The following is a 25,348-nucleotide window of genomic DNA, read 5'->3' as shown; positions in this document are numbered from 1 at the left end:
GCGGCCCGTGTCCGGGCCCGGCGGGCTCCCGGCCCCGTGACGCCGCGCCTCAGGCCGACAGCAGCGCGGACTCCTCCTCCTCGATCCGCCGGTTCCACTCCTTCTTCGTGGCGCGCCAGGACTCGTCGTCGCGGCCCGTGCGCCAGTAGCCGGAGATGGACAGCCGCGACAGCGGCAGGCCGCGCTCGGCCCGCAGGTGACGGCGCAGGTCCCGGACGAACCCCGCCTCGCCGTGCACGAAGACGTGCGGCTCGCCCTCGGGGAAGGCGAACGCCCGCACGGCGGCGACCAGCGCCTCGCCGACCGGCGCGTCGCCGCGGTGCAGCCACACGATCTCCGTGTCCGCCGGGTGGTTCAGCGGCTGCTCCTCCTCGGGGCCGGCCACCTCCAGGAACACGTGGGCGCGGGCGGTGGCGGGGAGGCGCTCCAGCGAGGCGGCGATGGCCGGCAGGGCGCTCTCGTCACCCGCCATAAGGTGCCATCCGGCCTCGGGGTCGGGCGCGTAGCCCCCGCCGGGACCCAGGAAGTGGATCTCGTCGCCGGGCCGTACCCGGGCCGCCCAGGGGCCGGCCAGGCCGCTGTCGCCGTGGTGGACGAAGTCCAGCGTCAGCTCGCGAGCCGCGGGGTCCCACGCCCGGACCGTGTAGGTCCGCGTGGTGGGCCACTGCTCACGGGGCAGGTCGCGCTGGACGGCGGCCAGGTCGAACGGCTCGGGGTAGGTCACCCCGGCCGGGGGGAACAGCAGCTTCACGTAGTGGTCGGTGAACTCGCCCGCCTCGAACCCGGCCAGGCCGTCGCCGCCGAGCACCACCCGGATCATGTGCGGGGTGAGCCGCTCCACCCGCACCACCTCGCCGCGGGTCGTCCTGCGCGCCGGTCTGCCCTCTGCCATGATCACTCCGATAGGGAAGGTTAGGTTCGCCTAATTCGTAGGATACGGGCATTTGCCGGACTTGCTCCCGCGGGGGGCGCGCCACGGGGCCGGGAGCGCTCCGGCGCCCGCGGGCGCTCCGCCCGTCCGTCCTCGGGCGGCCCGTCCGCGCCTTCCCCCGGCGCGCTCGCACGCGGAGCGCGAACTATGAATCTACGATGTAAAGAAACCGGGTCCGGACGGTGATCCGCGGGAACGGCCGACCGCCGGTGAGCCGGGGGAACGGCGGTGACGAGAAGCTCAGCGCGTCTCGGCCGTGACGTGACGGATGAGGTCCGAGACGCGGACGATCCCGATGCAGCGGCCCATCTCGTCGATGACCACCAGGTCGTCGTAGACCCGCGCCGGATCATGCCCGGCGGCCCGCATGGCGGTGACGGCGGGGGTGGACCTGGGAACGGTGCGGGCCGGGTCGGCCAGGCGGGCGGCAGGCCTGCGGGCGTGCAGCGCATGCCCGAAACGGCCGGCGACGGCCAGCAGGAAGCGTCCCCGGTCGAGACTCGACCGGGGACGCTGGTACTCGTCCACCAGCACCACGCTGGTGATCGACGGCTCTCCACCGAAGGCCGCGGTCACCTCCTCGGCGGTGGCCTCGCAGGGCAGGGTCACCGCCGGGAGCAGGAACTCCTGGACGCGAGGGCCGAGGGGGGCCGCCGCCAGCTCCCGCTCGGCGACGGGCAGCGGTACGTGCACCCGCCCGGAAGGACCGGGGACCAGCAGCGGCCCCTGCGCCAGTCGTACCCCCCAGGAGCGCACCGCGGCGAGCTGGCTCTCCCGGGTCACGGCGGGGGCGAGCATGTGGACGCCGAGACTGCGCGCGAGGCCCGAGAGGGACTCCGCGAGCGTGGCGCGCCGCCGGTCCCGCGGCACCTCGGCCATCAGTGCGGGGGAGAGCGCCGCCAGGTACGGCGCGGCGTCGGCGAGCAGGTCCAGCGGGACGTGGCCGGTGCCGAGCCCGCCGATCGCCGTCAGGTAGCCGACGGCACGTATCCCCTCCAGCCCGGTGAGGAGGGTCCGGCGCTCGATCGGGGCGAAGTCGCCCTGCACCAGCAGGATCACCTCCGGGGGGCGACGCCCGCTGACGCGCAGGGCCTCGTGCAGCGGCGCCAGCGCGGCCGATCCGCCGATCACCACCGTCGACGGCAGGGGGAGCAGCAGCGGCATGCGGGTTCCGGCTCCGGCGACGTGCGGAATCGCCCGCAGCACCGAGGAGAGGTTCTCACCCCGGACCGCGGGCTGGAGGGCGATGACGCCCCCGGTGGCGAGATCGACGACGGGCGCGGGGGCCGCGGCGGCGGGCCCGGAAGCCGGCGAGAAAGGGGGCGTTCCACTCGGCACGTTCCGAGGATGGGGCCTCTCCGGTGCGCTTCTGAACCGGGCGCGGGGATGTTCACCGAGTCTTCTCCGGGGGTTGCGCTGAGCGGCCGGTCACCGTGGCGGAAACGTCACGTGGCGGGCCGGACGCCGCCGTGGACATGCCGCCCGTGGCGGATGCGTCCCCCTCCCGGCGGGGTCCGGGGCGGCGACGGGGCCGGTAGGGTCGGTTCCCGTGACATCACGACCGGCCGGGGGCGGGGCCCGCTGGGTGTCGGTGGGGCCGGAGCGGCTCGGCCGCTGGATCGACGGCTTCGCCGCCCGGCACGGCCCGCTGGAGACGACGGCGGGTGACGGGACCGTACGGCTGGCGGCCGCCGACGGCGCGGTGGCCGAGTGTCACGTGCCGTTCCCGCCGCTGACGCCCGACGGAGGCGGCCCGCTGGCACGGCTGATCACCCACGCCCGCGCCGAGCGCCGCGTCGGCGTGCTGCTGGTGCGGCTCGGCGGCCACGCGGCCGGGGTCTTCCAGGGGGAGACGCTCCTGGCGTCCAAGGTGGGCTCTCGGCTCGTGCACGGGCGCAGCGCGGCGGGCGGCTGGTCCCAGCAGCGGTTCGCCCGGCGCAGGGACAAGCAGGTGGGGGAGGCCCACGCGGCGGCGGCCGAGGTCGCGCTGCGGGTCCTGGCCCCGCGTCTGGCCGAGCTGGAGGCGGTGGTCCTGGGCGGCGACCGGCGCGCGGTGGACGCGCTGCGGGCCGACCGCAGGCTGGAGGGGGTCTTCGCGCTGGAGGCCGGGCCCTTCCTGACGGTCCCCGATCCCCGGCTGGCCGTGCTCCGGACCGCCCCGGGCCTGTTCCGCGCGGTCCGCATCCGGCTGGCCGATCCGACCTGACCGGCCCCGCCGGGCCGTACCGGGGGCGCGGCCGGCCGTACCGGTGGCCCGGCCGTACCGCACCCGCGGCACGGCCGGTCCGGCGCGACCTGGGGAGAGCCCTCGTACGCGCGCCGTACACTGATCGGTATGCGCACTTCCGATTGACGCCGCCCCGCGAGGCGAGACGGCCGGGCCGGGGGCCTGAGGAGCACACGACGGCCGGTTCGGCGGTACTTCGGCGGTACTGGCAGTACGGTGAGCCGTCCCATCCCATTCTGGAGTGTTTTCCACCATGATCGTGGCTTCTGACATCGAGCTGCGCGCCGGGGCCCGGCTGCTCATCGAGGGCGCGTCGTTCCGGGTCAACCCGGGTGACAAGATCGGGCTCGTCGGCCGCAACGGCGCGGGCAAGACCACCCTGACGAAGGTGCTGGCGGGGGAGGCGCTGCCGGCGTCGGGCACGGTGACCACCACCGGCGCGGTCGGCTACCTCCCGCAGGACCCCCGCACCGGCGACCTGGAGGTGCTGGCCCGCGACCGCATCCTGTCGGCCCGCGGGCTGGACGAGGTGCTGCGCGAGCTGCGCGCGGCCGAGGCGGGCATGTCCTCGGCGGACGACCGGACCCGCGACCGGGCGGTGCGGGCCTACGGGCGGCTGGAGGACCGGCTGCACGTCCTGGGGGGATACGCCGCCGAGTCGGAGGCGGCCTCGATCGCCTCCAGCCTCGGGCTGCCGGACCGGGTGCTCGGGCAGCCGCTGTCCACCCTCTCGGGAGGTCAGCGCAGGCGGGTGGAGCTGGCGCGGATCCTGTTCAGCGGGGCGGAGACTCTCCTGCTTGACGAGCCGACAAACCACCTCGATGCCGACTCAATCGGGTGGCTTCGTGATTTTTTACGATCCCATCAGGGCGGTTTGATCATTATCAGCCACGACGTGGGGCTTCTTGAAGCGACGGTAAACCGGGTCCTGCACCTCGACGCCAACCGCTCGGTGGTCGACACCTACAACGTCGGCTGGAAGGCCTACCTGACCCAGCGGGAGACCGACGAGAAGCGCAGGAGGCGCGAGCGCGCCAACGCCGAGAAGCAGGCCGCGGCCCTGATGTCGCAGGCCGACCGGATGCGCGCCAAGGCCACCAAGGCCAAGGCGGCCCAGGACATGCAGCGCCGTGCCGAGCGCCTGCTGTCGGGCCTGGAGGCCGAGCGGCAGGGCGACAAGGTCGCCCGGCTGCGCTTCCCGCAGCCCGCGCCCTGCGGCCGCACGCCGATCACCGCCGAGGACCTGTCGAAGTCCTACGGCTCGCTGGAGGTCTTCACCGGCGTCGACGCCGCCGTCGACCGGGGCAGCAGGGTCGTCATCCTCGGCCTGAACGGCGCCGGCAAGACCACCCTGCTGCGCATCCTGGGCGGCCTGGAGCAGCCGGACACCGGCGCCGTCAAGCCCGGCCACGGCCTCAAGCTGGGCTACTACGCCCAGGAGCACGAGACCATCGACCCGGACCGGACGGTGCTGGAGAACATGCGCTCGGCCAGTGAGCTGGCCGACGTCGAGCTGCGCAAGGTCCTGGGGTCGTTCCTGTTCACCGGGGACGACGTGGACAAGCCGGCCGGGGTGTTGTCGGGCGGGGAGAAGACCCGGCTGGCCCTGGCCACCCTGGTGCTGTCCGCGGCCAACGTGCTGCTGCTCGACGAGCCCACGAACAACCTCGATCCCGCCAGCCGTGAGCAGGTCCTCACTGCACTAAAGTCCTATTCTGGGGCGATTGTGCTCGTCACGCATGATGAGGGTGCAGTCGAGGCGCTACGACCCGATAGGGTGATCTTGCTACCTGACGGAGTCGAAGATGCTTGGAGTGATGAATTTTCCGATCTTGTGGCACTTGCCTGATCTTAATTTGAGCGGGTACGGATCTTTTCCCATGGAGTAGGTAGCCGATCGCGCTGAAATGACTGATCATGGCGTGAGTAACGCTGCGGAAGTCTGGCACTACAGGAGGTACTCGTGGCCGAGACTCTCAAGAAAGGCACCCGGGTCACCGGGGCCGACCGTGAAAAGCTGGCCTCCGACCTGAAGAAGCGCTACAGCGCGGGTGAGAGCATCCGCGCCCTGGCCGCTTCGACCGGTCGGTCGTACGGCTTCATCCACCGCATCCTGAGCGAGTCCGGTGTGACTCTGCGAGGGCGCGGCGGCGCCACCCGGGGTAAGTCGAAGCGCTGACACCGCCTCGGAACGCGCGACCGCAGCCGCTCGTCCCCCACGCTGAGACGTCCCGCTCGGGCCTGTAGAACCTCGTTCTGGAGAATCGATAGGCTCGGGCGAGACGGAAGACGGCAGCTGGGAGAGCGAGCCATGACGGAAGCGGTGTTCGCGGGAAGCGCGGAGGGGCCCTCCCCGGAGGAGGCCGGTCTGCGTTACGAGGTGGACGGCGAGATCGCGACGATCACGCTGGACCGGCCGGACAAGCGGAACGCTCAGACGTTCGCGACCTGGTCGGCGCTGGCCCGGATCGGTGACAGCCTGCCGCAGCAGGTGAGGGTCGTCGTGGTCAGGGGCGAGGGACCGTCCTTCTCGGCAGGGATCGACCTGCGGATGTTCACCCCGCAAGGGGTGCCGGGCCAGGGATCGTTCGCGTCCTCGGCGACGCTCGACGACTCGGTCTTCGAACAGCGGATAGCCCAGGCGCAACGGGGGTTCCTGTGGCTGCGCCGCCCCGGCGTCGTCTCGATCGCGGCCGTCCAGGGATACGCGATCGGCGCCGGATTCCAGCTCGCCCTCGCCTGTGACCTGCGCGTCCTCGCCGACGACGCCAAGCTGTGCATGAAGGAGCCCGCCCTCGGGCTGGTGCCCGACCTGACCGGCACCAAGCCGCTGGTCGACATCGTGGGCCTGCCCAGGGCCCTGGAGATCTGCCTCACCGCCCGCACCGTGGGAGCCGAGGAGGCCGTCCGGCTGGGCCTGGCCGAACTCGTGGTCGCCCCGGACGAGCTGGCCGGCGCCGTACGCGACCTGGCCGCCGCGCTGCTGGCGGTGGACCGCGACGCCGCGACGGCCACCAAGCGCCTGCTCCAGGGCGCCGCGGGCCGTACGCTGGAGGAGCAGGCCGCCGCCGAACGGCGCGAACAGGTCGCCCGGGTCAAGGCGCTGTTCGCCGGAAGCTGACGCCGGAATGGAAGGAACCCGGCCGGCGCTCCTCCCGGTGGAGGAGGCCACATGGCGATGATGGGCGGGGGGTTCGGCCCCCAGGCGATGCGCTCGCTGCGGCGCGACAGCTCGGTGACCAAGGAGCGCCTCGCGCCGGGCACGGTCAGGCGCATAGCGCGCTACGCGCGGCCGTTCGCCCGGCAGATCACGGCGTTCCTGGTGCTGGTCGTGGCGGGCTCGGTCATCGTGATCGCCAACCCGCTGCTGATGAAGGCGATCATCGACGACGGCATCGCCCAGAAGCGGCCCGGCGTGGTGCTCGCCCTCTCCGGGGTGATCGCGGCCCTGGCGCTCGCCGACGCGGCCCTCACCCTCGGCCAGCGCTGGTTCTCCGCCCGCGTCGGCGAGGGACTGATCTACAACCTGCGCACCGAGGTCTTCGATCACGTGCAGCGGATGCCGGTGGCGTTCTTCATGCGCGCCCAGACCGGCGCCCTGGTCTCCCGGCTGAACACCGACGTGATCGGCGCCCAGCGGGCGCTGACCAGCACCCTGTCGTCGGTGGTGTCCAACGTGGTCATGCTGGTGCTGGTGCTCGGCGCGATGCTGGCGCTGTCGTGGCAGATCACCCTGGTCGCCCTGGTGCTGCTGCCGGTCTTCCTCTTCCCGGCCCGCTGGGTGGGCCGCAAGATGTCCGGCCTGACCCGTGAGCAGATGCAGCTCGACGCCGAGATGAGCTCGCTGATGACAGAGCGGTTCAACGTCGCCGGCGCCATGGTCGCCAAGCTGTACGGGCGCCCCGACGAGGAGGCCGCCGACTTCGGCAGCCGGGCCGGGCGGGTGCGCGACGTCGGCGTCACCGTCGGCATGTACGGCACGTTCTTCCGCGTCGCGCTCGGCCTGGTCGCGGCCCTGGCCACCGCGCTGGTGTACGGCGGGGGCGGCCTGCTGGCCATCGACGGCGCCTTCGAGCTCGGCACCCTGGTGGCGCTCGCGGCCCTGCTGATGCGCCTGTACGGCCCGCTGACGAGCCTGTCCAACGTGCACGTGGACGTGATGACCGCGCTGGTGAGCTTCGACCGGGTCTTCGAGGTGCTCGACCTGAAGCCCATGGTCGCCGAGCGGCCCGGTGCCCGGTCCGTCCCGGACGGTCCGGCCTCGATCGAGTTCGACGGCGTCCGGTTCACCTACCCCGCGGCCTCCGAGGTGTCGCTGGCCTCGCTGGAGTCGGTGGCCCGCCCCGACCCCGGGCCCGGCCAGGAGGTGCTGCGGGACGTCTCCTTCACCGCCCGGCCGGGTCAGATGATCGCGCTGGTCGGACCGTCGGGCGCCGGCAAGACCACCATCACCGGCCTGGTCTCGCGGCTGTACGACGTGAACGAGGGGGCCGTGCGCATCAACGGCCTGGACGTGCGCGACGCCACCTTCGAGTCGCTGCGCGACACCGTGGGCGTGGTGATGCAGGACGCCCACCTCTTCCACGACACCATCGGGGCCAACCTCGCCTACGCCAGGCCCGGGGCCGGCGACGAGGAGATCTGGGAGGCCCTGCGCGCCGCGCAGATCGCCGACCTGGTCGAGGCGCTGCCCGAGGGCCTGGAGACCGTGGTGGGCGACCGGGGCTACCGCCTGTCCGGCGGGGAGAAGCAGCGCCTGGCCCTGGCCCGGCTGCTCCTCAAGGCGCCCCGGGTCGTCGTCCTCGACGAGGCCACCGCCCACCTCGACTCCGAGTCCGAGGCCGCGGTCCAGCGGGCGCTGAAGACAGCGCTGGACGGCCGGACCTCCCTGGTCATCGCGCACCGGCTGTCCACCGTCCGCGAGGCCGACCAGATCCTGGTGATCGTCGACGGGCAGGTGGTGGAGCGGGGCCGCCACGAGGAGCTGCTGGCCGGCGGCGCCGTCTACGCCGAGCTCTACCGCACCCAGTTCAGCGGCGACTGACCTCCCCGTGCGGCCCGGCGGCGGGCCGCACGGGGACCATCGGCGGCCCGGGGATCTGAGGGAACCCGCGGATCCGGGACGGACCGGGCCGGAGGCGCGGTCACCGGTAGCCCAGGCGGGTGAGCTCGGTGCGGGCCACCTTCTCCACCAGGGCGGCGTCCTCGCCGTGCAGCCTGCTCCGCCACACGCCCGCCCTGGGGGCGTGCCCGCCGTACAGGGCGACCTTGGACACCCGGGCCTGGAGGAAGGCCGACAGCTCCTCCACGGTCCGGGCGGGGGAGGAGGCCAGCTCCTCGTAGCGGAGGGTCAGCAGCTGCCCGCGCGGCAGGTCGCGGTGGAGCGCGGCCGACAGCCGGACCGCGCTGCGCCAGCGCAGCGCGCACTTGCCCGCGGTGGGCATCTCCTTCCAGCGGTCGCGGTGCTCGGCGGCCTTGACGCCGAGGAACGGGTTGGGGAACTCGGTCTCCTCGCTCAGCATGGCCGGCTTGAACCACGCCAGCGCCGCCGGGTCGGCCAGCATGTCGGCCACCACGTCCCGGCCGTCCCTGATCAGCTGGACGAACCGGGCGTCGGGGAACGCCTGGAGCAGCACCTGGGCGCTGTAGATCAGGTCGGGGCTGGCATCGCCGAACCGCGCCACCGCGCCCGGCGCCGCGCACGGCCCGGCACCGGTCACGCCGCCCGCCTCCCGGCAGGCGGCCGGGCACTCGCCGCAGGCGCCGGGGAGGATCTGCCAGGACTCGGCCAGGGCGTCGCGTAGCACCCGGGTGGCCCCCATGCCCCGGCCCGCGATGGACGGGCGCCGGGCGAAGGCGTACACCACGTGGGCGACCGGGGCGCGGCCGATGGTGACGTGGAAACCGGGGGAGCGTTTCAGGGCGCGGGCCAGCAGGTCCGAGCCGGAGTGCGGGGCGGCGAGCACGAACACCGGCTGACGGACCTTGATGCCGTTGACCACGAGGATGTGGGGCGGAGGTCGCATATGTGTGCCCAGTGTGGCACCGTTTCCAGCGTGAACGAACCGGCCCTGCCCACACCATCCCTCACGGACGGCGCGGCCGTCCGGCCCGCCGTCGTCCCGCCCCGGCTGCGCCCCGGCGACACCGTCGCGGTGGTCTGCCCGTGCGGCCCGCCCGACCCGGCGCAGCTGCGGCGCGGCGCGGGTGTGCTGGAGGAGCTGGGACTGAAGGTCGTCATGGGCGAGCACGTCCTCGACCGCGACCGCTATCTCGCCGGCTCCGACGCCGGCCGGGCCGCCGACCTGCAGCGGGCCTGGTGCGACCCGGCGGTCGCCGCGGTGTTCTGCGGCCGGGGCGGCTACGGGGCCTCACGGATCCTGCACCTGCTCGACTGGGAGGCCATGCGGGCCGCCGGGCCCAAGACCCTCGTCGGCTCCAGCGACGTCACCGCGCTGCACCAGGCGTTCTCCGTCGAGCTGGGCGTGGCCTCGCTGTTCGGCCCGATGGCCGCCTGCGACGCGCTCAGCGGCCCCGCCGGCTCCGAGCCCCGGACCCTGGAGCACCTCGCCGCCGCGCTGTTCGGCGAGCCCGGGCCGATCACCGGGGACCGGGTCATCGTCCCCGGACGGGCCGTCGCACCGGTGACGGGCGGTAACCTCAGCCTGCTGGCCGCGCTGTGCGGCACGCCGCACCAGATGCGGGCCCGGGGCCGGATCGTCCTGCTGGAGGACATCGCCGAGGAGCCCTACCGCGTCGACCGGATGCTCACCCAGCTCCTGCGCTCGGGCTCCCTGGACGGCGCGGCCGGGTTCGCCCTGGGGTCCTGGGTGGGCTGCGGCGACCCCTACCCGACGCTCGTCGAGCGGCTCGCGCCGCTCGGGGCGCCGGTGGTCGCCGGGCTTCCCGTGGGCCATGGGACACCACAGTTCAGTGTGCAGTTGGGGGCACTTGGTGCTATTGATGCAGAATCGTGCTCTCTGACGGGCTCACTCACCGATCCCGGGAAGGCACCCTGGGTGCAGACCTAGGGGGACGGGAGAGGGGAAAAGTGCGTGAGGCTGTTCCGGCGGCACCGTGATCGGCGGGTTGCGCCCTCGGCGAACCCGGTGGACTCGGCGAAAACGGTGAACGCGGCGAGATCGGCCCCGCCTGGGCCGGCCCGCCCGGTCGAGGAGGTCGATCTCGACTCCCTGCTCGCCCTCGTCGCCGACACCCTCGGCTACGGCTGCTCCTTCGAGCCCGGCGGCGCCACGCTGACCCTGTCGGGCCCCCGCACGATCGAGGTACGGCTGGCGGGCCTGCGCGCCGAGGCGCGCCGCCGGTCGCGGGAGGACTGGCCGGTGTTGGTGTCCGGGCACCTCTCCCACGTGCTGGCCACGGCGGGCGAGCCGTTCGACGCCTGCGACCTGGCCCAGGCCGGCCCGCTGCTGGGCACCCGCGTCCGCTTCGACGACGGCCTGGACGACGGCCTCGTGGTCGGCCGCCACCTGGCCGCCGACCTGGTGGAGGTGCTGACCGTCGGGCACGGCGCGGCCGAGCGGCCGGTCCGCCCCGAGGAGGCCGGCTGCTGGCCGGTCACCGCGGCCCAGGCGCTGGAGCTGGCCGCGGCCAACGTCCGCGGCGGACGGCCCGCGGTGAACGAGGCCGACCTCGGCGGCGTCGCGGTCCTGAACCTGGACGGCGCGGGCGCCGCCTCCTGCCTGCGCCGCCTGGACGAGCACCTGCCACTCCCGGCCGACGGCGCGCTGGTCGCGCTGACCGGGCCGGCCACCGTGGTCGTCCACCCGGTCGAGGGCCTCGGCGTGGTCCGCGCGATCGAGCGGCTGCGGCTGTTCGCCCAGCGGGAGTTCGAGCGGCGCGCCGGCGCCCTCAGCCCGCACGTCTACTGGTGGCACGGCGGCGGGCTCGCCCTGGTCCGGGCCGACCTGGTCGCCCAGGACGGGCAGGTCCGCCTGGTGGTGGCCCCGCCACCGGAGTTCGCCCGCGTCATCGCCGCCCTGGCAGTTCGGCCCGACACCGACACCGACGCCGAGACCCCCGAGCGCTGACCCGCACCGGTACGGCGGGCCCGGCGCCCCACCGGGCGCCAGCCCTCCCGGCACGTCTTGTACGGCGGGCCCGTCCCCTCGCGTGCCCGGCCGGGCGGCCGCGTCCGGTCAGTCGTCCCCGGCGAGCGCGCGGGCGGCGTGGATCAGCGGCACGTGGCTGAACGCCTGCGGGAAGTTCCCCACCTGACGGCCGTGACGGGGGTCGTACTCCTCGGCGAGCAGGCCCACGTCGTTGCGCAGCGCCAGCAGGCGCTCGAACAGCTCCACGGCCTCGTCCCTGCGGCCGATCATCGCCAGCGCCTCGGCCAGCCAGAAACTGCACGCCAGGAACGCGCCCTCGCCGCCGGGCAGGCCGTCGAGGTTGCCGTCATCCGACACCGGGTAGCGCATCACGAAGCCGTCGGTCATCAGCTCCCGCTGGATCGCCTCGACCGTGCCGACGACCCGCGGGTCGCCCGGCGGCAGGAACCCGACCATCGGGATCATCAGCAGCGCGGCGTCCAGCTCCCGCGAGCCGTACGACTGGGTGAAGGTGTTGCGGGCCGCGTCGAACGCCTTGTCGCAGACCTCGGAGTGGATCTGCTCGCGCAGCGCCTTCCACCGCTCCACCGGCCCCGGCCGGCCGAAGTCCTCCGCCTGCCTGATGGCCCGGTCGACCGCGACCCAGCACATGACCTTGGAGTGGGTGAAGTGCCGCCGCGGGCCGCGGACCTCCCACAGACCCTCGTCGGGCTCGTCCCAGTGGGCCTCCACGTAGTCCATCAGCTCCAGCTGGATGGTCCAGGCCCGGTCGTCGGGCTCCATGCCCGAGGCGCGCGACAGGTGCAGGGAGTTCATCACCTCCCCGTAGACGTCGAGCTGGAGCTGGGTGACCGCGCCGTTGCCGATCCGGACCGGACGGGAGCCCTCGTAGCCCGGCAGCCAGTCGAGCTCCAGCTCGGTCAGCCGCCGCTCCCCGGAGACGCTGTACATGATCTGCAGGTCCTGGGCGCGGCCGGCGATGGCCCGCAGCAGCCAGGCGCGCCAGTCGCGGGCCTCGCCGAGATAGCCGGCGCCGATGAGCGCGTCCAGCGTCATGGTGGCGTCGCGCAGCCAGCAGAAGCGGTAGTCCCAGTTGCGGACCCCGCCGATGTTCTCGGGCAGCGAGGTGGTGGGGGCGGCGACGATTCCGCCGGTGGGTTCGTAGGTGAGGGCCTTGAGCGTGATGAGGGAGCGGACCACGGCCTCGCGCCAGGGCCCCTGGTAGGTGCACTGCTCGACCCACTCCTCCCACAGCCCCTCCGTCTCGGTGAGCTGCTCGAGCGGATCGATCTCCACGGGCCGGGGCTGGTGGGAGGGGTGCCAGGTGAACACGAACGGCACCCGCTCGCCCGCCGAGACGGAGAACTTCGCGCGGTGGGCGTAGTCGCCGCCGTGCAGCGGGACGGGGGAGTGCAGCCAGATCGAGTCGGGGCCGCCGACGGCGTGCAGCAGCCCGTCGGTGCGGCGCACCCAGGGCACGATGCGGCCGTAGTCGAAGCGGACGCGGACCTCGGTGGACATCTCGACGGTCCCCGACACGCCCTCCACGATCCTGACCAGGTCGGGGTTGGCGTGCCTGGCGGGCATGAAGTCGATCACCCGGACCGTGCCGGTGGGGGTGTCCCACTCGCTCTCCAGGACCAGCGTCTCGCCCCGGTAGCGCCGCCGGGTGGCGGGCGGCCGCCCGGGGCCGGACGGGCCCAGCCACCACTGCCCGTTGTACTTGTCGCCGAGCAGCGCCGCGAAGCACGCCGGGGAGTCGAAACGTGGCAGGCAGAGCCAGTCGATGGAGCCGTCCCGCCCGACCAGGGCGGCCGACTGCATGTCGCCGATGAGCGCGTAGTCCTCGATCCGCATGGCTCCGACGCTACCGTTCCTAGGCAGTGTCCAGGAGCGGCATCTGATGCCGGCTTCCGGAACCGCGCGCATCCCGAACGGTGTTGGACGCGCTGGTCTCCCGCGTTCGCTGAGTCCTCGTCCGGCGGCGTGCATCGTGTGCAGGTTCCGTGACGAGTGGGCGGGTTCCCTCACGCTCTCGGTCACCCGGTCGGGCCTGGGCGGTCCGATGCCCGCGACGATCACTCTGGTCGTCGCGGGGCGGTGCCGCCCGTCGCCGGATCGGGTGTCCGAGGGCGCGTCGCCCGATCGCGATGCCGGCGGCATCGTGTCGGGACATCTTTCGTTTGCCGCTGGTGAGGGGCTTGCGCCAGTGCTCATCGCCCCACATCGAGGTATACGCCGGATCCACTGCGACGATGGCGAGGTCCCGCTCGGCAGCCATCGAGACCAGCCGGGCTTTGAGCCTGCCGGTCGGGATTCCAGAGATGATCTGCCGCAATCGCTTCTTGCGGCCATGCTTCTCGCGGGTCTTCTCGTTGCCCAAGTGCTTGCCGGACTCGCCGTCGGCGGACAGGAACCAGCGCGCGGCCTCCCAACGCTCACGCCACTGGGGTTCGGTGAGCCGGGCGGCTTGGAGGTTGTGACGGTTGTTGAGCAACTGACGCCCGCCGCGCACCACATGCACGACGTGGGCCTCACGCTCATCCCGGGCGACATCGAGGCGGCGTTGCAGGGCCGCCAGGCGGCGGGACTTGTGAAACCACTCGCCCTTGGAGCGGTATCCGCCGGGCGCCTGCTTGGTGCCCTTTTCCCCGATCGGCCGGGACAGGCGGTGCATCAGGATGCCGACACCGGCCTGCAGGCCCTGGATGTGAGCGAGCCGGCAGCGCCGGCAAAGCGCCCACTGATCGTGGGTGGCCTTGGTGATGCTGCCCGCCCAGCGGGACGACGATTCGGCCGTCAGGCCCTGCTTGCGGGCCGCCCAGGTGCCCGGGCTGTGATCTGCGCCATCGATGCGGCGGGCCTTGAGATCCAGCGACGCCAAGCGGCCGAGATGCTCGCCGACCAGCCGCAACACCGTGTCGTCCTCGGGCGTCAGATGCTTGAGACGGTCGCGTATCGCCACACCGGCCGGGCCGGGCGCGACGAACGGCGCGTCGATGGCACGCAACCGCTTACGCTCACTCATCGGCAGCCGCCGCTTCCAGCGCTTTACGGGCCCGCCTCTTCGCCGACCGGCGACCGTACAGGCGCTCGCACAACGACGTCAGCACCTCTGCCATGTCCCGCACCAGATCGTCGTCGACCTCGCCGTCATCCAGCACGACCAGGCGACGACCCGTGGCGGACAAGGCGGCTTCGACCAACTCGACGTTCATCCGGCCGAGGCGGTCCTTGTGCTCGACCACCACGGTGGTCACCTTCGGATCGGCCAGCAGGCGCCCGGCCTTCGAGCGGCGGCCGTTCACGCCCGAGGCGATCTCGGATTCGATGCGCACGATCCTGTGCCCGGCCTTCGCGGCCCACGCCGACAGACGTGCCGTCTGCCGGTCCAGGTCGGCCTTGTGATCGTGGGACGAGACTCGGGCATACAGGCCCACGCCACCGGTCACCGGTGGGGAGGTGTTCGCGTCGATGTTCACCAGGATCGTGCGCGGTCCCACTCGTTCCGCAGGGACCGGCAGCATGCCCTCGCGGAACCAGCGGTACGCGGTACGCGGGGCGATCCCTTGTGCGCGCGCCCATTCCGTCAGTTCATACGCGAGATCATAAGTCACTCATCGCATCCAAAGGACACTCATGGACACTTATTCGAGAGCAGGTTGAACCCCGGCCGCGGCGGATCAGCCGCGCGGCCGCATGAACGGCATGAAGAACTGCGTCAGGGGCCCGATGGCCAGGGCGAACACCACGGTGCCGACGCCCACGACGCCGCCGAGCAGCCAGCCCGCGGCCAGCACCGTGATCTCGACGAGGGTGCGGGCCACCCGGATGCTCAGGCCGAGCCGGTTCAGGCCGGTCATCAGCCCGTCGCGCGGGCCGGGGCCGAGGCCGGCGCCGATGTACAGGCCGGTCGCCGCGGCGGTGACGACGACCCCGGTCAGCAGGCAGGCCCAGCGCGCGGCCAGCGGGCCGGGCGAGGGGACCAGCCACATGACCGCGTCGGCGAACACGCCGACGAGGATGACGTTGCTGATGGTGCCGATCCCGGGCCTCTGCCGCAGCGGGATCCACAGCAGCATGACCAGGGCGCCCACGATGATGATCCACGTGCCGACCGAGAGGCCCATGTGGACGGCGAGGCCCTGGTGGAAGACGTCCCAGGGGCTTCCGCCGAGGCTCGACTCGATCTGCAGGGCGATGCCGGCGCCGTACAGCGCGAGCCCCGCGTACAGACGCAGGAGGCGGTTCGGCAGGGAGCCCAGGGATGAGATGGATGCTTCACTCATAATGGCCTTCATTCTTCAAGGCCACTGATCCACGGCAAAAGGGCCAATCATCGATAAATGGCCTTACAGTGGCATGCGTGAACCGGTATCTGAGCGGCCCGCAGCTGGCCCGCCTGGTGGCGCTCGACCCCGGAGCCCGGCCGTACTACCGGGCGCTGGCCGAGACCGTGCGGGCGCTGATCCTCGACGGGCGGCTCCCCGTGCGGGTCCGCCTCCCGGCCGAACGCCACCTCGCCCAGGAGCTGGGCGTCAGCCGCACCACCGTGACCGCGGCCTACGACCGCCTGCGCGAGCAGGGCTACCTGGACAGCAGGCAGGGCGCGGGAAGCTGGACGGCGCTGCCGCGCCCCTCCGAGATGGGTCCCGACAACCCCTGGATCGCCTCCCAGGAGGACGGCCTGCTGCCGCTGCACATCGCCGCGCCGCCGGCCCCCCCGATATTGCCCGAGGCCGTCGCGGCCGCCGCCGAGCGCTATCCGTGCCGCATGCTCGGCACGGGCTACGAGCCCCCCGGGATCACCCCGCTGCGCGAGGCGGTCGCGGCCCGCTACACCCATCGGGGGCTGGCCACCCGGCCCGAGCAGATCCTCGTCACCACCGGTGCCCAGCAGGCGATCCACCTGGTGATGGCGATGCTGCTGGCGCCGGGCGATCCGATGCTGCTGGAGTCGCCGACCTACCCGCACGCGATCGACGCCGCCAGGGCGCGTGGCGCGCGGATCGTCCCGGTCGGCGTCCCCGACGACGGCTGGCACCTCGACCTGCTCACCTCCGCGCTGCGCCAGTCGGCCGCCCGCCTGGCCTACGTGATCCCCGACTTCCAGAACCCGACCGGCCACCTGATGGACGACTCCGTCCGGGCCGGCCTGGTCGGCGCGGCCAGGAGGCACGACACCGTCCTCATCGTGGACGAGACCTGGAGCGAACTGGCCATCGACGAGGTGCCCCGCACGGTCCCGCTGGCCGCCTTCGACACCGACGGGCGGGTGATCAGCATCGGGTCGGCGTCCAAGCTGTGGTGGGGCGGCCTGCGGATCGGGTGGATCCGCGCGACCGCCGCCATGGTGCGCCGCCTGGCCGTGCTGCGCGCCGCCGTGGACATCGCCAGCCCGGTGTTCGAGCAGCTCGTGGTGACCGAGCTGTTCGGCAGGATCGAGGAGACCAGGGCGGATCGCCGCCGGACCCTCGGCGCCTCCCGCGCGGCCCTGGTCGCCGCGCTGGCCGAGCACCTGCCCGACCTGACCTTCACCGTGCCCGCAGGCGGCGGCGCGCTGTGGGCACGGCTGCCCGGCCCGTCGGCCGTCGCGCTCGCCGACGCGGCGGCCTGCCACGGCGTGCGGCTCGCCCCGGGCCCCTGGTTCGGGATGAACGGCGCGCTGGAGGGCCGGCTGCGCCTGCCGTTCACCCAGCCGCCCGCGGTCCTCACCCAGGCGGTGGCGCGCATCGCCGAGGCCAGGGTCAGGGGCCCGTACGGCGCCCGCCCCGCCGAGCCGCTCACCCCGGTCCTCTGAGCCGCCCCGAACCGGATCGGGTGCGGGATCAGGGGCCCTGGTCGGAGGCCACGCCCCGGGCCAGCGGCGCGCGCAGCCGCAGCTTCATGGCGGCGATGCGCAGCCCGAAGGCCAGCACCGCCGCGGCCAGCGTGGCCGGCCAGCCGTGCAGGTCGAGGGTGTAGAGCGCGGCCATGACCGCGGAGCCGAGCATGGCCGGCACCGCGTACAGCTGGCGGTCGTACAGCAGGAGGGGGATCTGCCCGGCCAGCACGTCGCGCAGGATGCCGCCGCCGACCGCGGTGGTGACGCCGAGCAGGGCGCCGTGCAGCGGGCTGAGGCCGTAGTTCATCGCCTTCTCGGTGCCGACCGCGCAGAACAGGCCCAGCCCCGCCGCGTCGAGCACGTCCACCGCGGGCATGACCCGCTCCACCTGGGGATGCCAGAAGAACACGATCGCCGCGGCCACGGCCGGCACGACCACGTAGCCGGTGCTGGAGAAGGCCGCGGGCCGCACGTTGAGGATCAGGTCGCGCAGGATCCCGCCGCCGAGGGCGGTCATCTCCGCCAGCACGGTCATGCCGACCACGTCCAGCCGCCGCCGGACGCCGACCAGCGCCCCGGAGAGCGCGAAGACGAAGATCCCGATGAGATCGAGGGCGTGAATCACCGTCTAATCATCCCATGACCGGATATATGTGGTCACCGTTTCAGGCGGACGGTGAGCCGGCCGCCGCCCCCTCCCCGTGATGCTCCCGCATCAGCCGGTTGAGCCGGGGGACGAACGCGAACATCAGCGCCCCGGCGGCGAGCGCGATCAGCGCCAGCGTGAGGAAGTACATGGGCTCCGACACGTAGTCGCGCAGCCGCGCGGTCTGCCCGCCCACCGCGTCGCCCACCGCGATGGCGATGAACCACACCCCCAGCATCTGGCCCTTGAACGCCGCGGGGGCCAGCCTGCTGGTGATCGACAGGCCGATCGGGCTCAGCGCCAGCTCGCCGAAGACCTGCACGAGGTAGACCAGCACCAGCCACCACACCGAGATCCTGCCCTGCTCGGCCAGCTTGGCGGCCAGCGCCATGACCACGAAGCTCAGCCCGTTCATGAACAGGGCGATGGCGAACTTGTGCGGGGTGGTCACCCGGTTGCCCAGCCTGACCCAGAGCGCCGCGAAGACGGGGACGAGGAGCGCGATGAACAGCGGGTTGAACGCCTGGGTGGTCGCCGCGGTGATCCTGACGCCGAACAGCGACAGGTCGGTGCGGTCCTGGGCGAAGAACAGCAGCACGGTCGGGGCGAGGTCGTAGAGCATCCAGAAGATCGCCGCAGCGGTGAACAGCCAGACGTACGCCTTCATCCCCGAGCGCTCGTCCTCGGTCAGGTTGTGGCTGCCCAGCAGGATGTAGGCGAAGTAGCCCACCGGCACGGCGACGATGAGCAGGGTCACCACCAGTGAGAACGCGCCCAGGCTGAACGTGCCGGAGACCGCCCAGAGCGCCAGCGCGACGGCCGCCGCGGCGACGGCGCCCCCGGCCACGGCGGTGAAGCGCCGCCGCTCGCGCGGGGTCAGCCGGTGGCCGGGCGCGTCGCCCGCGCCCCGCAGGTGGCGGCGGCCCGCCGCGTACTGCGCGAGCCCCAGCGCCATGCCGACGGCCGCCGCGCTGAAGCCCAGGTGCCAGCGGTCGCCGGAGGCCAGCCAGCCCACGATGAGCGGCGCGGCGAAGGCGCCGATGTTGATGCCGAGGTAGAAGATCGAGAAGCCGGCGTCCCGCCGCGCGTCGTCGTCCTCCGGGTACAGCTTGCCGACCATCGCGGAGATGTTCGGCTTCAGCAGCCCGGTGCCGGTGATGATGAGCAGCAGGCCCAGGGCGACGAACACGCCCCCGCTCACCGGGATCGCCATGCTGATGTGGCCGCACATGATGATGAAGCCGCCCCACAGCACCGCCCGGCGGGCCCCCAGGACCCGGTCGGCGATCCAGCCCCCGGGCAACGCCACGAGGTAGATCAGCGCGCCGTAGACGCCGACGAGCGCCGTGGCGGTCTGCTGCGACAGCCCCAGGCCCCCGGCGACGGGGGAGGCGGCCATGAAGGTGGCCAGGATGGCGCGCAGGCCGTACCAGCTGAAGCGTTCCCACATCTCGGTGCCGAACAGCGTGGCCAGGCCACGTGGATGCCCGAAGAAGGTCTTCTCCTCGGTGCGGGTCTCCGCGGACATGTGAGCCCCCCGGCCTCGTCGCGTGATGACACTCCACCCTACGTAGCGGAGGGGGGTGGCCCGACCCGGCGGGGGGTGCCCGTTTCGAGGCGTTCGCACAGGTCATAGCGGTTTCCGCTTCCGTGGGCGGCGCCGGCGGCGCCGCCCGCCCCGGGCCGGGGCGCTTCTCGCTTTTGGGCCTTGTCCCAGGTCCGTGGCGTGTGGTGCGATGCATCCCAACCGGGCGGGTGAACACGTCGCGAACACGTTGCGAACACGGTGCGGAGGCGTCATGGCGGGTGTCCTCGAAGAGCGCGCGGAGATCGAGCGGGAGATCGGCGGCCGTACGGTCTGCGACCTGCTGCGGGAGGCGGCCGAGCACCATCCCGACGCCCCCGCCTACTCCGACCCGGACGGTGACGGCTGGGTCACCCTCACCTACGGCGACGCCCGCCGCCGCGTCCTGGAGATCGCCGCCGGCCTCGCCGCCCTGGGACTGCGGCCCGGTGAGGCGGTCGCGCTGATGATGGTCAACCGCAGCGAGCACGTTCTGGCCGACCTGGGCACGGTGCACGCGGGGGGCGTCTCCTGCTCGGTCTACGCGACCTTCACCCCCGAGCAGGTCGCCTTCGTCGCCGACGACGTCGGCGCCAGGATCGCGGTGCTGGGCGGCCCCGCGGAACTGGCCAGGTGGGAGCCGGTGCTGGACCGCCTCCCCGCCCTGGAGAAGGTCATCGTGCTCCAGGACGCCCCGGCGGGGAGGAGGTTCCTCTCCTGGGACGACTTCCTGGCCCTGGGCCGCGAGCGGCTCGCCGCCGACCCGGGCGCCGTCGAGGCCCGCTGCGAGGCCGCCCGGCCGGACGACGTCCTGACCGTGCTCTACACCTCCGGGACCACCGGGAACCCCAAGGGCGTGCCGCTGACCCACGCCAACGTGCTGTTCGAGGTGGCGGCGACCACCCGGATGGCCGACCTGCCGCAGCGGGGCACGCAGATCTCCTACCTCACCTACGCGCACATCGCCGAGCGGGTCCTCAGCCTCTACCTGCCGCTGCTGAAGATCTCCCACACCCACTTCTGCACCGACATGACCCGTCTCGGCACGGTCCTCGGCCAGGTGTCGCCGGTGCTGTTCTTCGGCGTGCCGCGCGTGTGGGAGAAGATGATGGCCCGCCTGCAGGCGCTGCTGGTCTCCCAGCCGGAGGAGCGGCAGCGCGACGTGCGCGAGGCCATGGCCGCCGGGCTCGCCTACCTGGAGGCCGGGCAGTACGGCGGCAAGCCCTCGCCCGAGGTGCGGGCCGCCTACGAGCGGGCCGACGCCGGGCTGCTGTCGGTGATCCGCTCCATGATCGGCCTCGGCGGCGCCGCCTGGCTGGGCAGCGCCGCCGCGCCGATGCCGCTGGAGGTCCAGCGCTTCTTCGCCGGCCTCGGCATGTGCGTGCTGGACGTGTACGGCATGACCGAGACGACGGGCGCCTTCACCGCCAACGCCCCGGACCGCTACAAACTCGGCACGGTCGGCCAGGCCGGGCCGGGCGTGGAGGTCCGCATCGCCGAGGACGGGGAGATCCTCACCCGCAGCCCCGCCAACACCCGCGGCTACCTGAACCGCCCCGAGGCGACCGCCGAGCTCATCGACGAGGACGGCTGGCTGCACACCGGCGACATCGGCACGATCGACGACGACGGCTTCGTCCGCATCGTGGACCGCAAGAAGGAGCTCATCATCACCGCCGGCGGCGAGAACATCTCCCCGGCCAACATCGAGAACCACCTCAAGGAGCACCCGCTGATCGGCCAGGCCCTCGCCTACGGCGACGGCAGGCCGTACCCGGTGGCGATCCTCACCCTCGACGGCGAGGTCGCCCCCGGCTGGGCGCACAGCCGCGGCATCCCGCCCACCGACCTCGCCGGCCTGGCCGGGCATCCCGAGGTCCTGGCGGAGGTCGGGGCCGCCGTCGCCGCCGCCAACGAGCGCCTGGCCCGCGTCCAGCAGGTCAAGCGCTGGCGGCTGCTGCCGGCCGAGTGGACCGCCGAGACCGAGGAGCTGACCCCCAGCCTCAAGCTCAAGCGCCGGGTCGTGCACGCCAAGTACGCCGAGGTCATCGACGAGCTGTACCGCGACTGACGGGCACGGCGGGCACGGCGGGCGCGGCGGGGACGGCGGGCGCGGCGGGGACGGCGGGCGCGGCGGGGACGGCGGGCGCGGCGGGGGCGGCACCCGCCACCGGCCGGAGCGTCGCGATCTCCGCCGGGAGCCGTCGTTTTGCCAACCGGGCGTGTGTCGCCTGCCCGGTCGTTACCGGGCGTTTCCTAACGTCCTGGGCATGGCAATGAGACTCCTTCTGCCGCTCCTGGCGTCGGGGGCCGCCCTGTCCGCGCAGGCGGGGCCCGCCACCGCCGCGGAGGAGCCGGTGATCCGTTCCGTGACCCTGCGCCCCGGCACCCCCGTGGTCGGCCCGACCGGCTCCCTGCGCCTGGTGATCGACGTGGTCGCCCGCGGGGCCGCCGGGCCGGACGCGGTGGCCGTCCGGGTCGAGCCCGGAACCCCGCCCGCCGGCGGCCCGGTGCTCCGGCCCGAACCCCTGCCGCCCACCCTCCAGCAGTGGGGGACGCCGATCCCGGCCCACGCCGTCTTCTCGCGTCCCGCCGCCTCCCGGGCGCCCGCCGTACGGAGGACCGGCGGCGGATGGGAGACGTGGCGGTTCCTGCCCGACAAGCAGCTCAACCGCTGGTACCCCACCGGGCCCTGGATGGTCATCGCCACCGCCAGGGGCGCCGGCGGCGCCTCCGCCACCGGGTACGCCCGCTTCGAAGTGAAGCGCGCCACCCGGTTCAGCTCGATCGAGGCGGCCCGGGAGGGCCGGGACGTGAGGGTCACGGGCGTGCTGAACCGGGTCGATCCGCAGGGCTACCTCGACTACGCCCCGTTCCCCGGCCAGCCCGTCGAGATCCTGCACCGCGAGGACGGGCGGGAGGGCTGGGCGACGGCGGCCACGGCCGTCACCGACCGGCAGGGACGCTTCACCCGCCGGGTGCCGGGAGCCGCCCGCGGGGGAGGAGGCGACTGGCGGATCCGGTACGCCGGGGCGTCCGGCCACGCCGCCCGGCTGAGCGTCATCCACCCGACCGGCGGCCGGTGACACCCGGAACCCCCGCGGGGCACGGGCACGCGCCGGGCCCCGCTGCGGAGACGGGCACGGGTACGGCCGGCCGTCCGCGCCGGACGCGGCGCCGGCTCAGGCCAGGGCGTGCACGACCGCGCCGAACAGGGCCGGCAGCCGCTGCGCCGCCGGGACCACCAGCCGCGGCACCGCCCGGTGCCGGCGCGCCGACACCAGCGCCCCGGTGAGCAGCCGGTGCCGCCGCGACAGCCGCAGCCAGGCGCCCTCGTAGGCCTGCGGGACGCCGGCCCGCAGGCAGCCCACCAGCACCCGCGCCGACGCCAGCGCCAGGGACACCCCCTCGCCGGTCAGCGCGTCGACGTACCCGGCCGCGTCGCCGACCAGCAGCACCCGGCCGGCGACGCGGGCCCGGACCCGCTGACGCAGCGGACCGGCGCCGCGCACCGGGGTCACGGCCCGGCCGTCCAGCCGCTCCAGCAGTGCGGGGAAGTCCGCCAGGTGCTCGGCGTACCCGCGCCGCCGCGAGCTCAGCACGGCCACCCCGACGAGCTCGTCGCCCACCGGCGTCACGTACGCCTCGCCGTCGGCGGCCCAGTGGACCTCCACGAAGTCGCTCCAGGGGGCGACGCGGTAGTGCCGCCGCAGGCCGTACCGGCGCGGCCCGGGATCGGGCAGGCCCAGCCCCAGCATGGCCCGCACCGGGGAGTGCAGGCCGTCGGCGGCCACCAGCCAGCGGGCGCGCAGCCCGGCGGCCCCGACCCCCTCGCCGTCCTGCCGGACCTCCTCCACCCTGCCGGGCAGGACCTTCACCCCCAGCTCGGCGGCGCGCGCCGACAGCGCGGCGTGCAGCTCCGTGCGCCGCGTCCCCAGCCCAGGTCCGTCGCGGAACGCCGCCTGCGCCCGGTGCCGCCCGTCGAGATAGCTGATGCCGCGCAGCGCCCGGCCCGGCGGCCGCACGCCCAGCGCCCCCAGCGCGGCGACGCCGCTCGGCATCAGCCCCTCGCCGCACGCCTTGTCCACCGGCGCGAGGCGGGGCTCGACCACGACCGCCTCCATGCCCGCCAGCGTCGCGTGGATCGCGGTGGCCAGGCCGGCCGGCCCGCCACCGGCGACCAGCACGTCGATCACGCCGGGGCCCGCCCGGGCACCGGCGGAGCCGCCGTGGCCAGTGCGGCGTCCTCACACCGGATCCGCACCACCATCAGCGCGGCGTTGAGCACGGTGAAGACGGCCGCGGTGACCCAGGCGCCGTGCACCAGCGGCAGCGCCGCGCCCTCGGCCGCCACCGCCACGTAGTTGGGGTGGCGCAGCCAGGACAGCCGGTACGGGCCCCGCTCCACCAGCGGCAGGCCCGGCACCACGATCACCTGCGTGTTCCAGCGCGGGCCCAGCGCCGCGATGCACCACCAGCGCAGCGCCTGGGCGGCGACCACCACGGCCAGCATCGGCCAGCCCAGCGCCGGGACGAACGGCCGGTCCGCCAGCCCGGCCTCCAGCAGGCACCCGGCGAGCAGCCCGGTGTGCAGGGCGACCATCCACGGGTAGTGGCCCTGCCCGTACACCACCCCGCCCCGCTCCAGGCTCCAGCGGGCGTTGCGGCGGGCGACCACCAGCTCGGCGAGCCGTTCGGCCCCGACGAGCAGGACGAGCAGCGGGTACCACATCGAGAGATCCCAGGTCATCGGTCCCTACCAGCGCAGAAGGACGAGTTCCGAGCAGAAGCCGGGGCCCATCGCGATGAGCAGCCCCGGGGTGCCCGGCGGTGGCCGCAGGGCGATGGTGTCACGCAGCACGTGCAGCACCGAGGACGACGACAGGTTGCCCACCTCGGCCAGCGAACGCCAGGTGACGTCCAGCGCGCCGGCGGGCAGCTCCAGCGCCTCGGAGACGGCCTCCAGCACCTTGGGGCCCCCGGGGTGGCACACCCACGCCGTCACGTCGGAGGAGGCGAGGCCGTGGTCGGCCAGGAAGCCGTGCACGTCGTCGGCGAGATAGGCGCGCACCACGTCGGGCACGCCCGGGTCGAGCAGCACCTTGAAGCCGCTGTCGCGGACGTCCCAGCCCATCACGTGCCCCGAGTCGGGATACAGGTGGCTGCGGGTCGCCACCACCCGCGGGCCCGCCCCGCCGTCCGCCCCGCGACCCGCCGGGGCCGCCCCCCGGCCGCCCCCGGCACCGTCTCCCGCAGCCGCAGCCGCAGCCGCAGCCGCAGCCGCGGGCGCCACGGCGCCGTCTCCGGCGGCCCGCCCGTCACCGCAGGCCACCACCGCCGCCGCGCCGTCGCCGAACAGCGCGCCGGCGACCAGGTTGGCCGGAGACGCGTCGTCGCGCTGCAGGGTCAGCGAGCACAGCTCCACCGACAGCAGCACGGCCACGTGGTCGGGCCAGCCGCGCAGGTAGTCGTGCACCCGGGCGATCCCGGCGGCCCCCGCCACGCAGCCGAGCCCGAACACGGGCACCCGCTTGACGTCGGGGCGCAGGCCCAAGCGGCCGGCCAGCCGGGCGTCCACCGAGGGGGCGGCGACACCGGTCACCGAGGTGAACATGATCATGTCGACGTCGCGGGGTTCGAGTCCCGCCGCGTCCAGCGCCGCGCCGACGGCCTCGGCGCCCAGGTCCACGGCGGTCTCGACGAACACGTCGTTGGCCGCGCCGAACCCGTCGAGCTTGGCGTACCCGTCGAGGGGGAGTGCCAGGTGCCGTGAGCGGACCCGGGCGCTTCCGTGCAGCCGGTCCAGCAGCCGCCGGCCGGTGCCTTCGAGCCCGCACATCCGCGCGACGGCGTCGGTGATCTCGGCCTGGGAGTAGCGGTTCGGTGGCAGCGCGCCGCGCACGGCGGCGATTCGCGTCATGTGGCAGGTACCCCCCGCACGGAGGAAAGCGGTCACCGGCTTCCTTGCCCACCTACGTCTGTGACATGCCTCACCCGCCCTAACAGTAGTGTGACGTCCCACCCGCCCCAGGCGGCGACGCGCCGCCCCGGCCCAGGGCCTGCCCGGCGCCCCGCGACGGCCTG

Annotated in this window: 22 protein-coding genes; 10 read left to right on the top strand and 12 right to left on the bottom strand. The window is 73.7% G+C overall.

Annotated features, from left to right (window positions below):
- Window positions 1-49: 49 nt before the first annotated feature.
- Window positions 50-892 carry a siderophore-interacting protein gene (locus ACFYSC_RS29695; RefSeq protein WP_389968246.1) on the bottom strand — a complete coding sequence of 281 codons (843 nt, stop codon included), beginning with the start codon at window positions 890-892 and terminating at the stop codon, window positions 50-52.
- Window positions 893-1,171: 279 nt separating this feature from the next.
- Complete coding sequence (locus tag ACFYSC_RS29690) at window positions 1,172-2,269, bottom strand: EAL domain-containing protein (protein ID WP_389968244.1); 1,098 nt, start codon at window positions 2,267-2,269, stop codon at window positions 1,172-1,174.
- Between the two features lie 211 nt (window positions 2,270-2,480).
- On the opposite strand from ACFYSC_RS29690, the gene ACFYSC_RS29685 reads away from it, so the two are divergent.
- The 5 genes from ACFYSC_RS29685 (at window position 2,481) to ACFYSC_RS29665 (ending at window position 8,202) form a co-directional block, all read left to right on the top strand.
- Window positions 2,481-3,137 carry an acVLRF1 family peptidyl-tRNA hydrolase gene (locus ACFYSC_RS29685; RefSeq protein ID WP_389968242.1) on the top strand — a complete coding sequence of 219 codons (657 nt, stop codon included), beginning with the start codon at window positions 2,481-2,483 and terminating at the stop codon, window positions 3,135-3,137.
- Between the two features lie 274 nt (window positions 3,138-3,411).
- Window positions 3,412-5,007, top strand: coding sequence for a ribosomal protection-like ABC-F family protein (gene abc-f / locus ACFYSC_RS29680; protein WP_389968240.1), 1,596 nt, complete (start codon window positions 3,412-3,414; stop codon window positions 5,005-5,007).
- A gap of 114 nt (window positions 5,008-5,121) precedes the next feature.
- Complete coding sequence (locus ACFYSC_RS29675) at window positions 5,122-5,337, top strand: helix-turn-helix domain-containing protein (protein ID WP_030904785.1); 216 nt, start codon at window positions 5,122-5,124, stop codon at window positions 5,335-5,337.
- Between the two features lie 132 nt (window positions 5,338-5,469).
- Window positions 5,470-6,279, top strand: a complete 810-nt coding sequence (locus ACFYSC_RS29670) for an enoyl-CoA hydratase/isomerase family protein (protein ID WP_389968238.1) — start codon at window positions 5,470-5,472, stop codon at window positions 6,277-6,279.
- 51 nt (window positions 6,280-6,330) lie between these two features.
- Entirely contained in the window at window positions 6,331-8,202 is a 1,872-nt protein-coding gene (locus ACFYSC_RS29665) for an ABC transporter ATP-binding protein (protein WP_389968236.1), read from the top strand.
- Between the two features lie 100 nt (window positions 8,203-8,302).
- Here ACFYSC_RS29665 and ACFYSC_RS29660 read toward each other — a convergent pair whose 3' ends face one another.
- The gene (locus ACFYSC_RS29660) at window positions 8,303-9,184 is read right to left on the bottom strand and encodes a sulfotransferase family protein (RefSeq protein ID WP_389968234.1); all 882 of its coding nucleotides are present in this window, start codon (window positions 9,182-9,184) and stop codon (window positions 8,303-8,305) included.
- Window positions 9,185-9,214: 30 nt separating this feature from the next.
- Between ACFYSC_RS29660 and ACFYSC_RS29655 the strand changes: the two genes are divergently transcribed.
- Window positions 9,215-10,189, top strand: a complete 975-nt coding sequence (locus ACFYSC_RS29655) for an LD-carboxypeptidase (protein WP_389968232.1) — start codon at window positions 9,215-9,217, stop codon at window positions 10,187-10,189.
- Window positions 10,190-10,285: 96 nt separating this feature from the next.
- Window positions 10,286-11,209, top strand: a complete 924-nt coding sequence (locus tag ACFYSC_RS29650; RefSeq protein ID WP_389968230.1) for a hypothetical protein — start codon at window positions 10,286-10,288, stop codon at window positions 11,207-11,209.
- Between the two features lie 108 nt (window positions 11,210-11,317).
- On the opposite strand, the gene ACFYSC_RS29645 is transcribed toward ACFYSC_RS29650, so the two are convergent.
- The 4 genes from ACFYSC_RS29645 to ACFYSC_RS29630 form a co-directional block, all read right to left on the bottom strand.
- A complete protein-coding gene (locus ACFYSC_RS29645) occupies window positions 11,318-13,087 on the bottom strand; it encodes a glycoside hydrolase family 15 protein (RefSeq protein ID WP_389968228.1) in 1,770 nt (589 codons plus the stop codon).
- A gap of 19 nt (window positions 13,088-13,106) precedes the next feature.
- Window positions 13,107-14,240 (bottom strand): hypothetical protein, encoded by a 1,134-nt coding sequence (locus ACFYSC_RS29640; RefSeq protein WP_389968226.1) that lies wholly within the window; start codon window positions 14,238-14,240, stop codon window positions 13,107-13,109.
- A gap of 10 nt (window positions 14,241-14,250) precedes the next feature.
- The gene (locus ACFYSC_RS29635; protein WP_389968421.1) at window positions 14,251-14,823 is read right to left on the bottom strand and encodes an IS607 family transposase; all 573 of its coding nucleotides are present in this window, start codon (window positions 14,821-14,823) and stop codon (window positions 14,251-14,253) included.
- 90 nt (window positions 14,824-14,913) lie between these two features.
- Entirely contained in the window at window positions 14,914-15,519 is a 606-nt protein-coding gene (locus ACFYSC_RS29630; RefSeq protein WP_389968224.1) for a YitT family protein, read from the bottom strand.
- 77 nt (window positions 15,520-15,596) lie between these two features.
- Between ACFYSC_RS29630 and ACFYSC_RS29625 the strand changes: the two genes are divergently transcribed.
- The gene (locus ACFYSC_RS29625; protein ID WP_389968222.1) at window positions 15,597-17,030 is read left to right on the top strand and encodes a PLP-dependent aminotransferase family protein; all 1,434 of its coding nucleotides are present in this window, start codon (window positions 15,597-15,599) and stop codon (window positions 17,028-17,030) included.
- Between the two features lie 28 nt (window positions 17,031-17,058).
- On the opposite strand, the gene ACFYSC_RS29620 is transcribed toward ACFYSC_RS29625, so the two are convergent.
- Entirely contained in the window at window positions 17,059-17,679 is a 621-nt protein-coding gene (locus tag ACFYSC_RS29620) for a trimeric intracellular cation channel family protein (protein ID WP_362944126.1), read from the bottom strand.
- A gap of 40 nt (window positions 17,680-17,719) precedes the next feature.
- Window positions 17,720-19,228 (bottom strand): peptide MFS transporter, encoded by a 1,509-nt coding sequence (locus ACFYSC_RS29615; protein ID WP_389968219.1) that lies wholly within the window; start codon window positions 19,226-19,228, stop codon window positions 17,720-17,722.
- A gap of 271 nt (window positions 19,229-19,499) precedes the next feature.
- Here ACFYSC_RS29615 and ACFYSC_RS29610 point away from each other — a divergent pair, with 271 nt between their 5' ends.
- Window positions 19,500-21,335, top strand: coding sequence for an AMP-dependent synthetase/ligase (locus ACFYSC_RS29610; protein ID WP_389968217.1), 1,836 nt, complete (start codon window positions 19,500-19,502; stop codon window positions 21,333-21,335).
- Between the two features lie 199 nt (window positions 21,336-21,534).
- Window positions 21,535-22,350, top strand: coding sequence for a hypothetical protein (locus ACFYSC_RS29605; protein WP_389968215.1), 816 nt, complete (start codon window positions 21,535-21,537; stop codon window positions 22,348-22,350).
- Window positions 22,351-22,446: 96 nt separating this feature from the next.
- On the opposite strand, the gene ACFYSC_RS29600 is transcribed toward ACFYSC_RS29605, so the two are convergent.
- Genes ACFYSC_RS29600 through ACFYSC_RS29590 form a run of 3 tightly spaced genes read right to left on the bottom strand, consistent with a single transcriptional unit; the run spans window position 22,447 to window position 25,184 of the window.
- Window positions 22,447-23,460, bottom strand: coding sequence for an NAD(P)/FAD-dependent oxidoreductase (locus tag ACFYSC_RS29600; protein ID WP_389968213.1), 1,014 nt, complete (start codon window positions 23,458-23,460; stop codon window positions 22,447-22,449).
- Window positions 23,457-24,014 carry an isoprenylcysteine carboxyl methyltransferase family protein gene (locus ACFYSC_RS29595; RefSeq protein ID WP_389968211.1) on the bottom strand — a complete coding sequence of 186 codons (558 nt, stop codon included), beginning with the start codon at window positions 24,012-24,014 and terminating at the stop codon, window positions 23,457-23,459. Before ACFYSC_RS29595 ends, ACFYSC_RS29600 begins: the two co-directional genes overlap by 4 nt.
- 6 nt (window positions 24,015-24,020) lie before the next feature.
- The gene (locus ACFYSC_RS29590; protein WP_389968209.1) at window positions 24,021-25,184 is read right to left on the bottom strand and encodes a type III polyketide synthase; all 1,164 of its coding nucleotides are present in this window, start codon (window positions 25,182-25,184) and stop codon (window positions 24,021-24,023) included.
- Between the last annotated feature and the right edge of the window lie 164 nt (window positions 25,185-25,348).

This window comes from Streptosporangium sp. NPDC004379, from assembly GCF_042873875.1.
Classification (GTDB): Bacteria; Actinomycetota; Actinomycetes; order Streptosporangiales; family Streptosporangiaceae; genus Streptosporangium.
The sequence above is the reverse complement of the archived record's forward strand: the minus strand, read 5'-3'. Positions and strand labels throughout refer to the sequence as shown.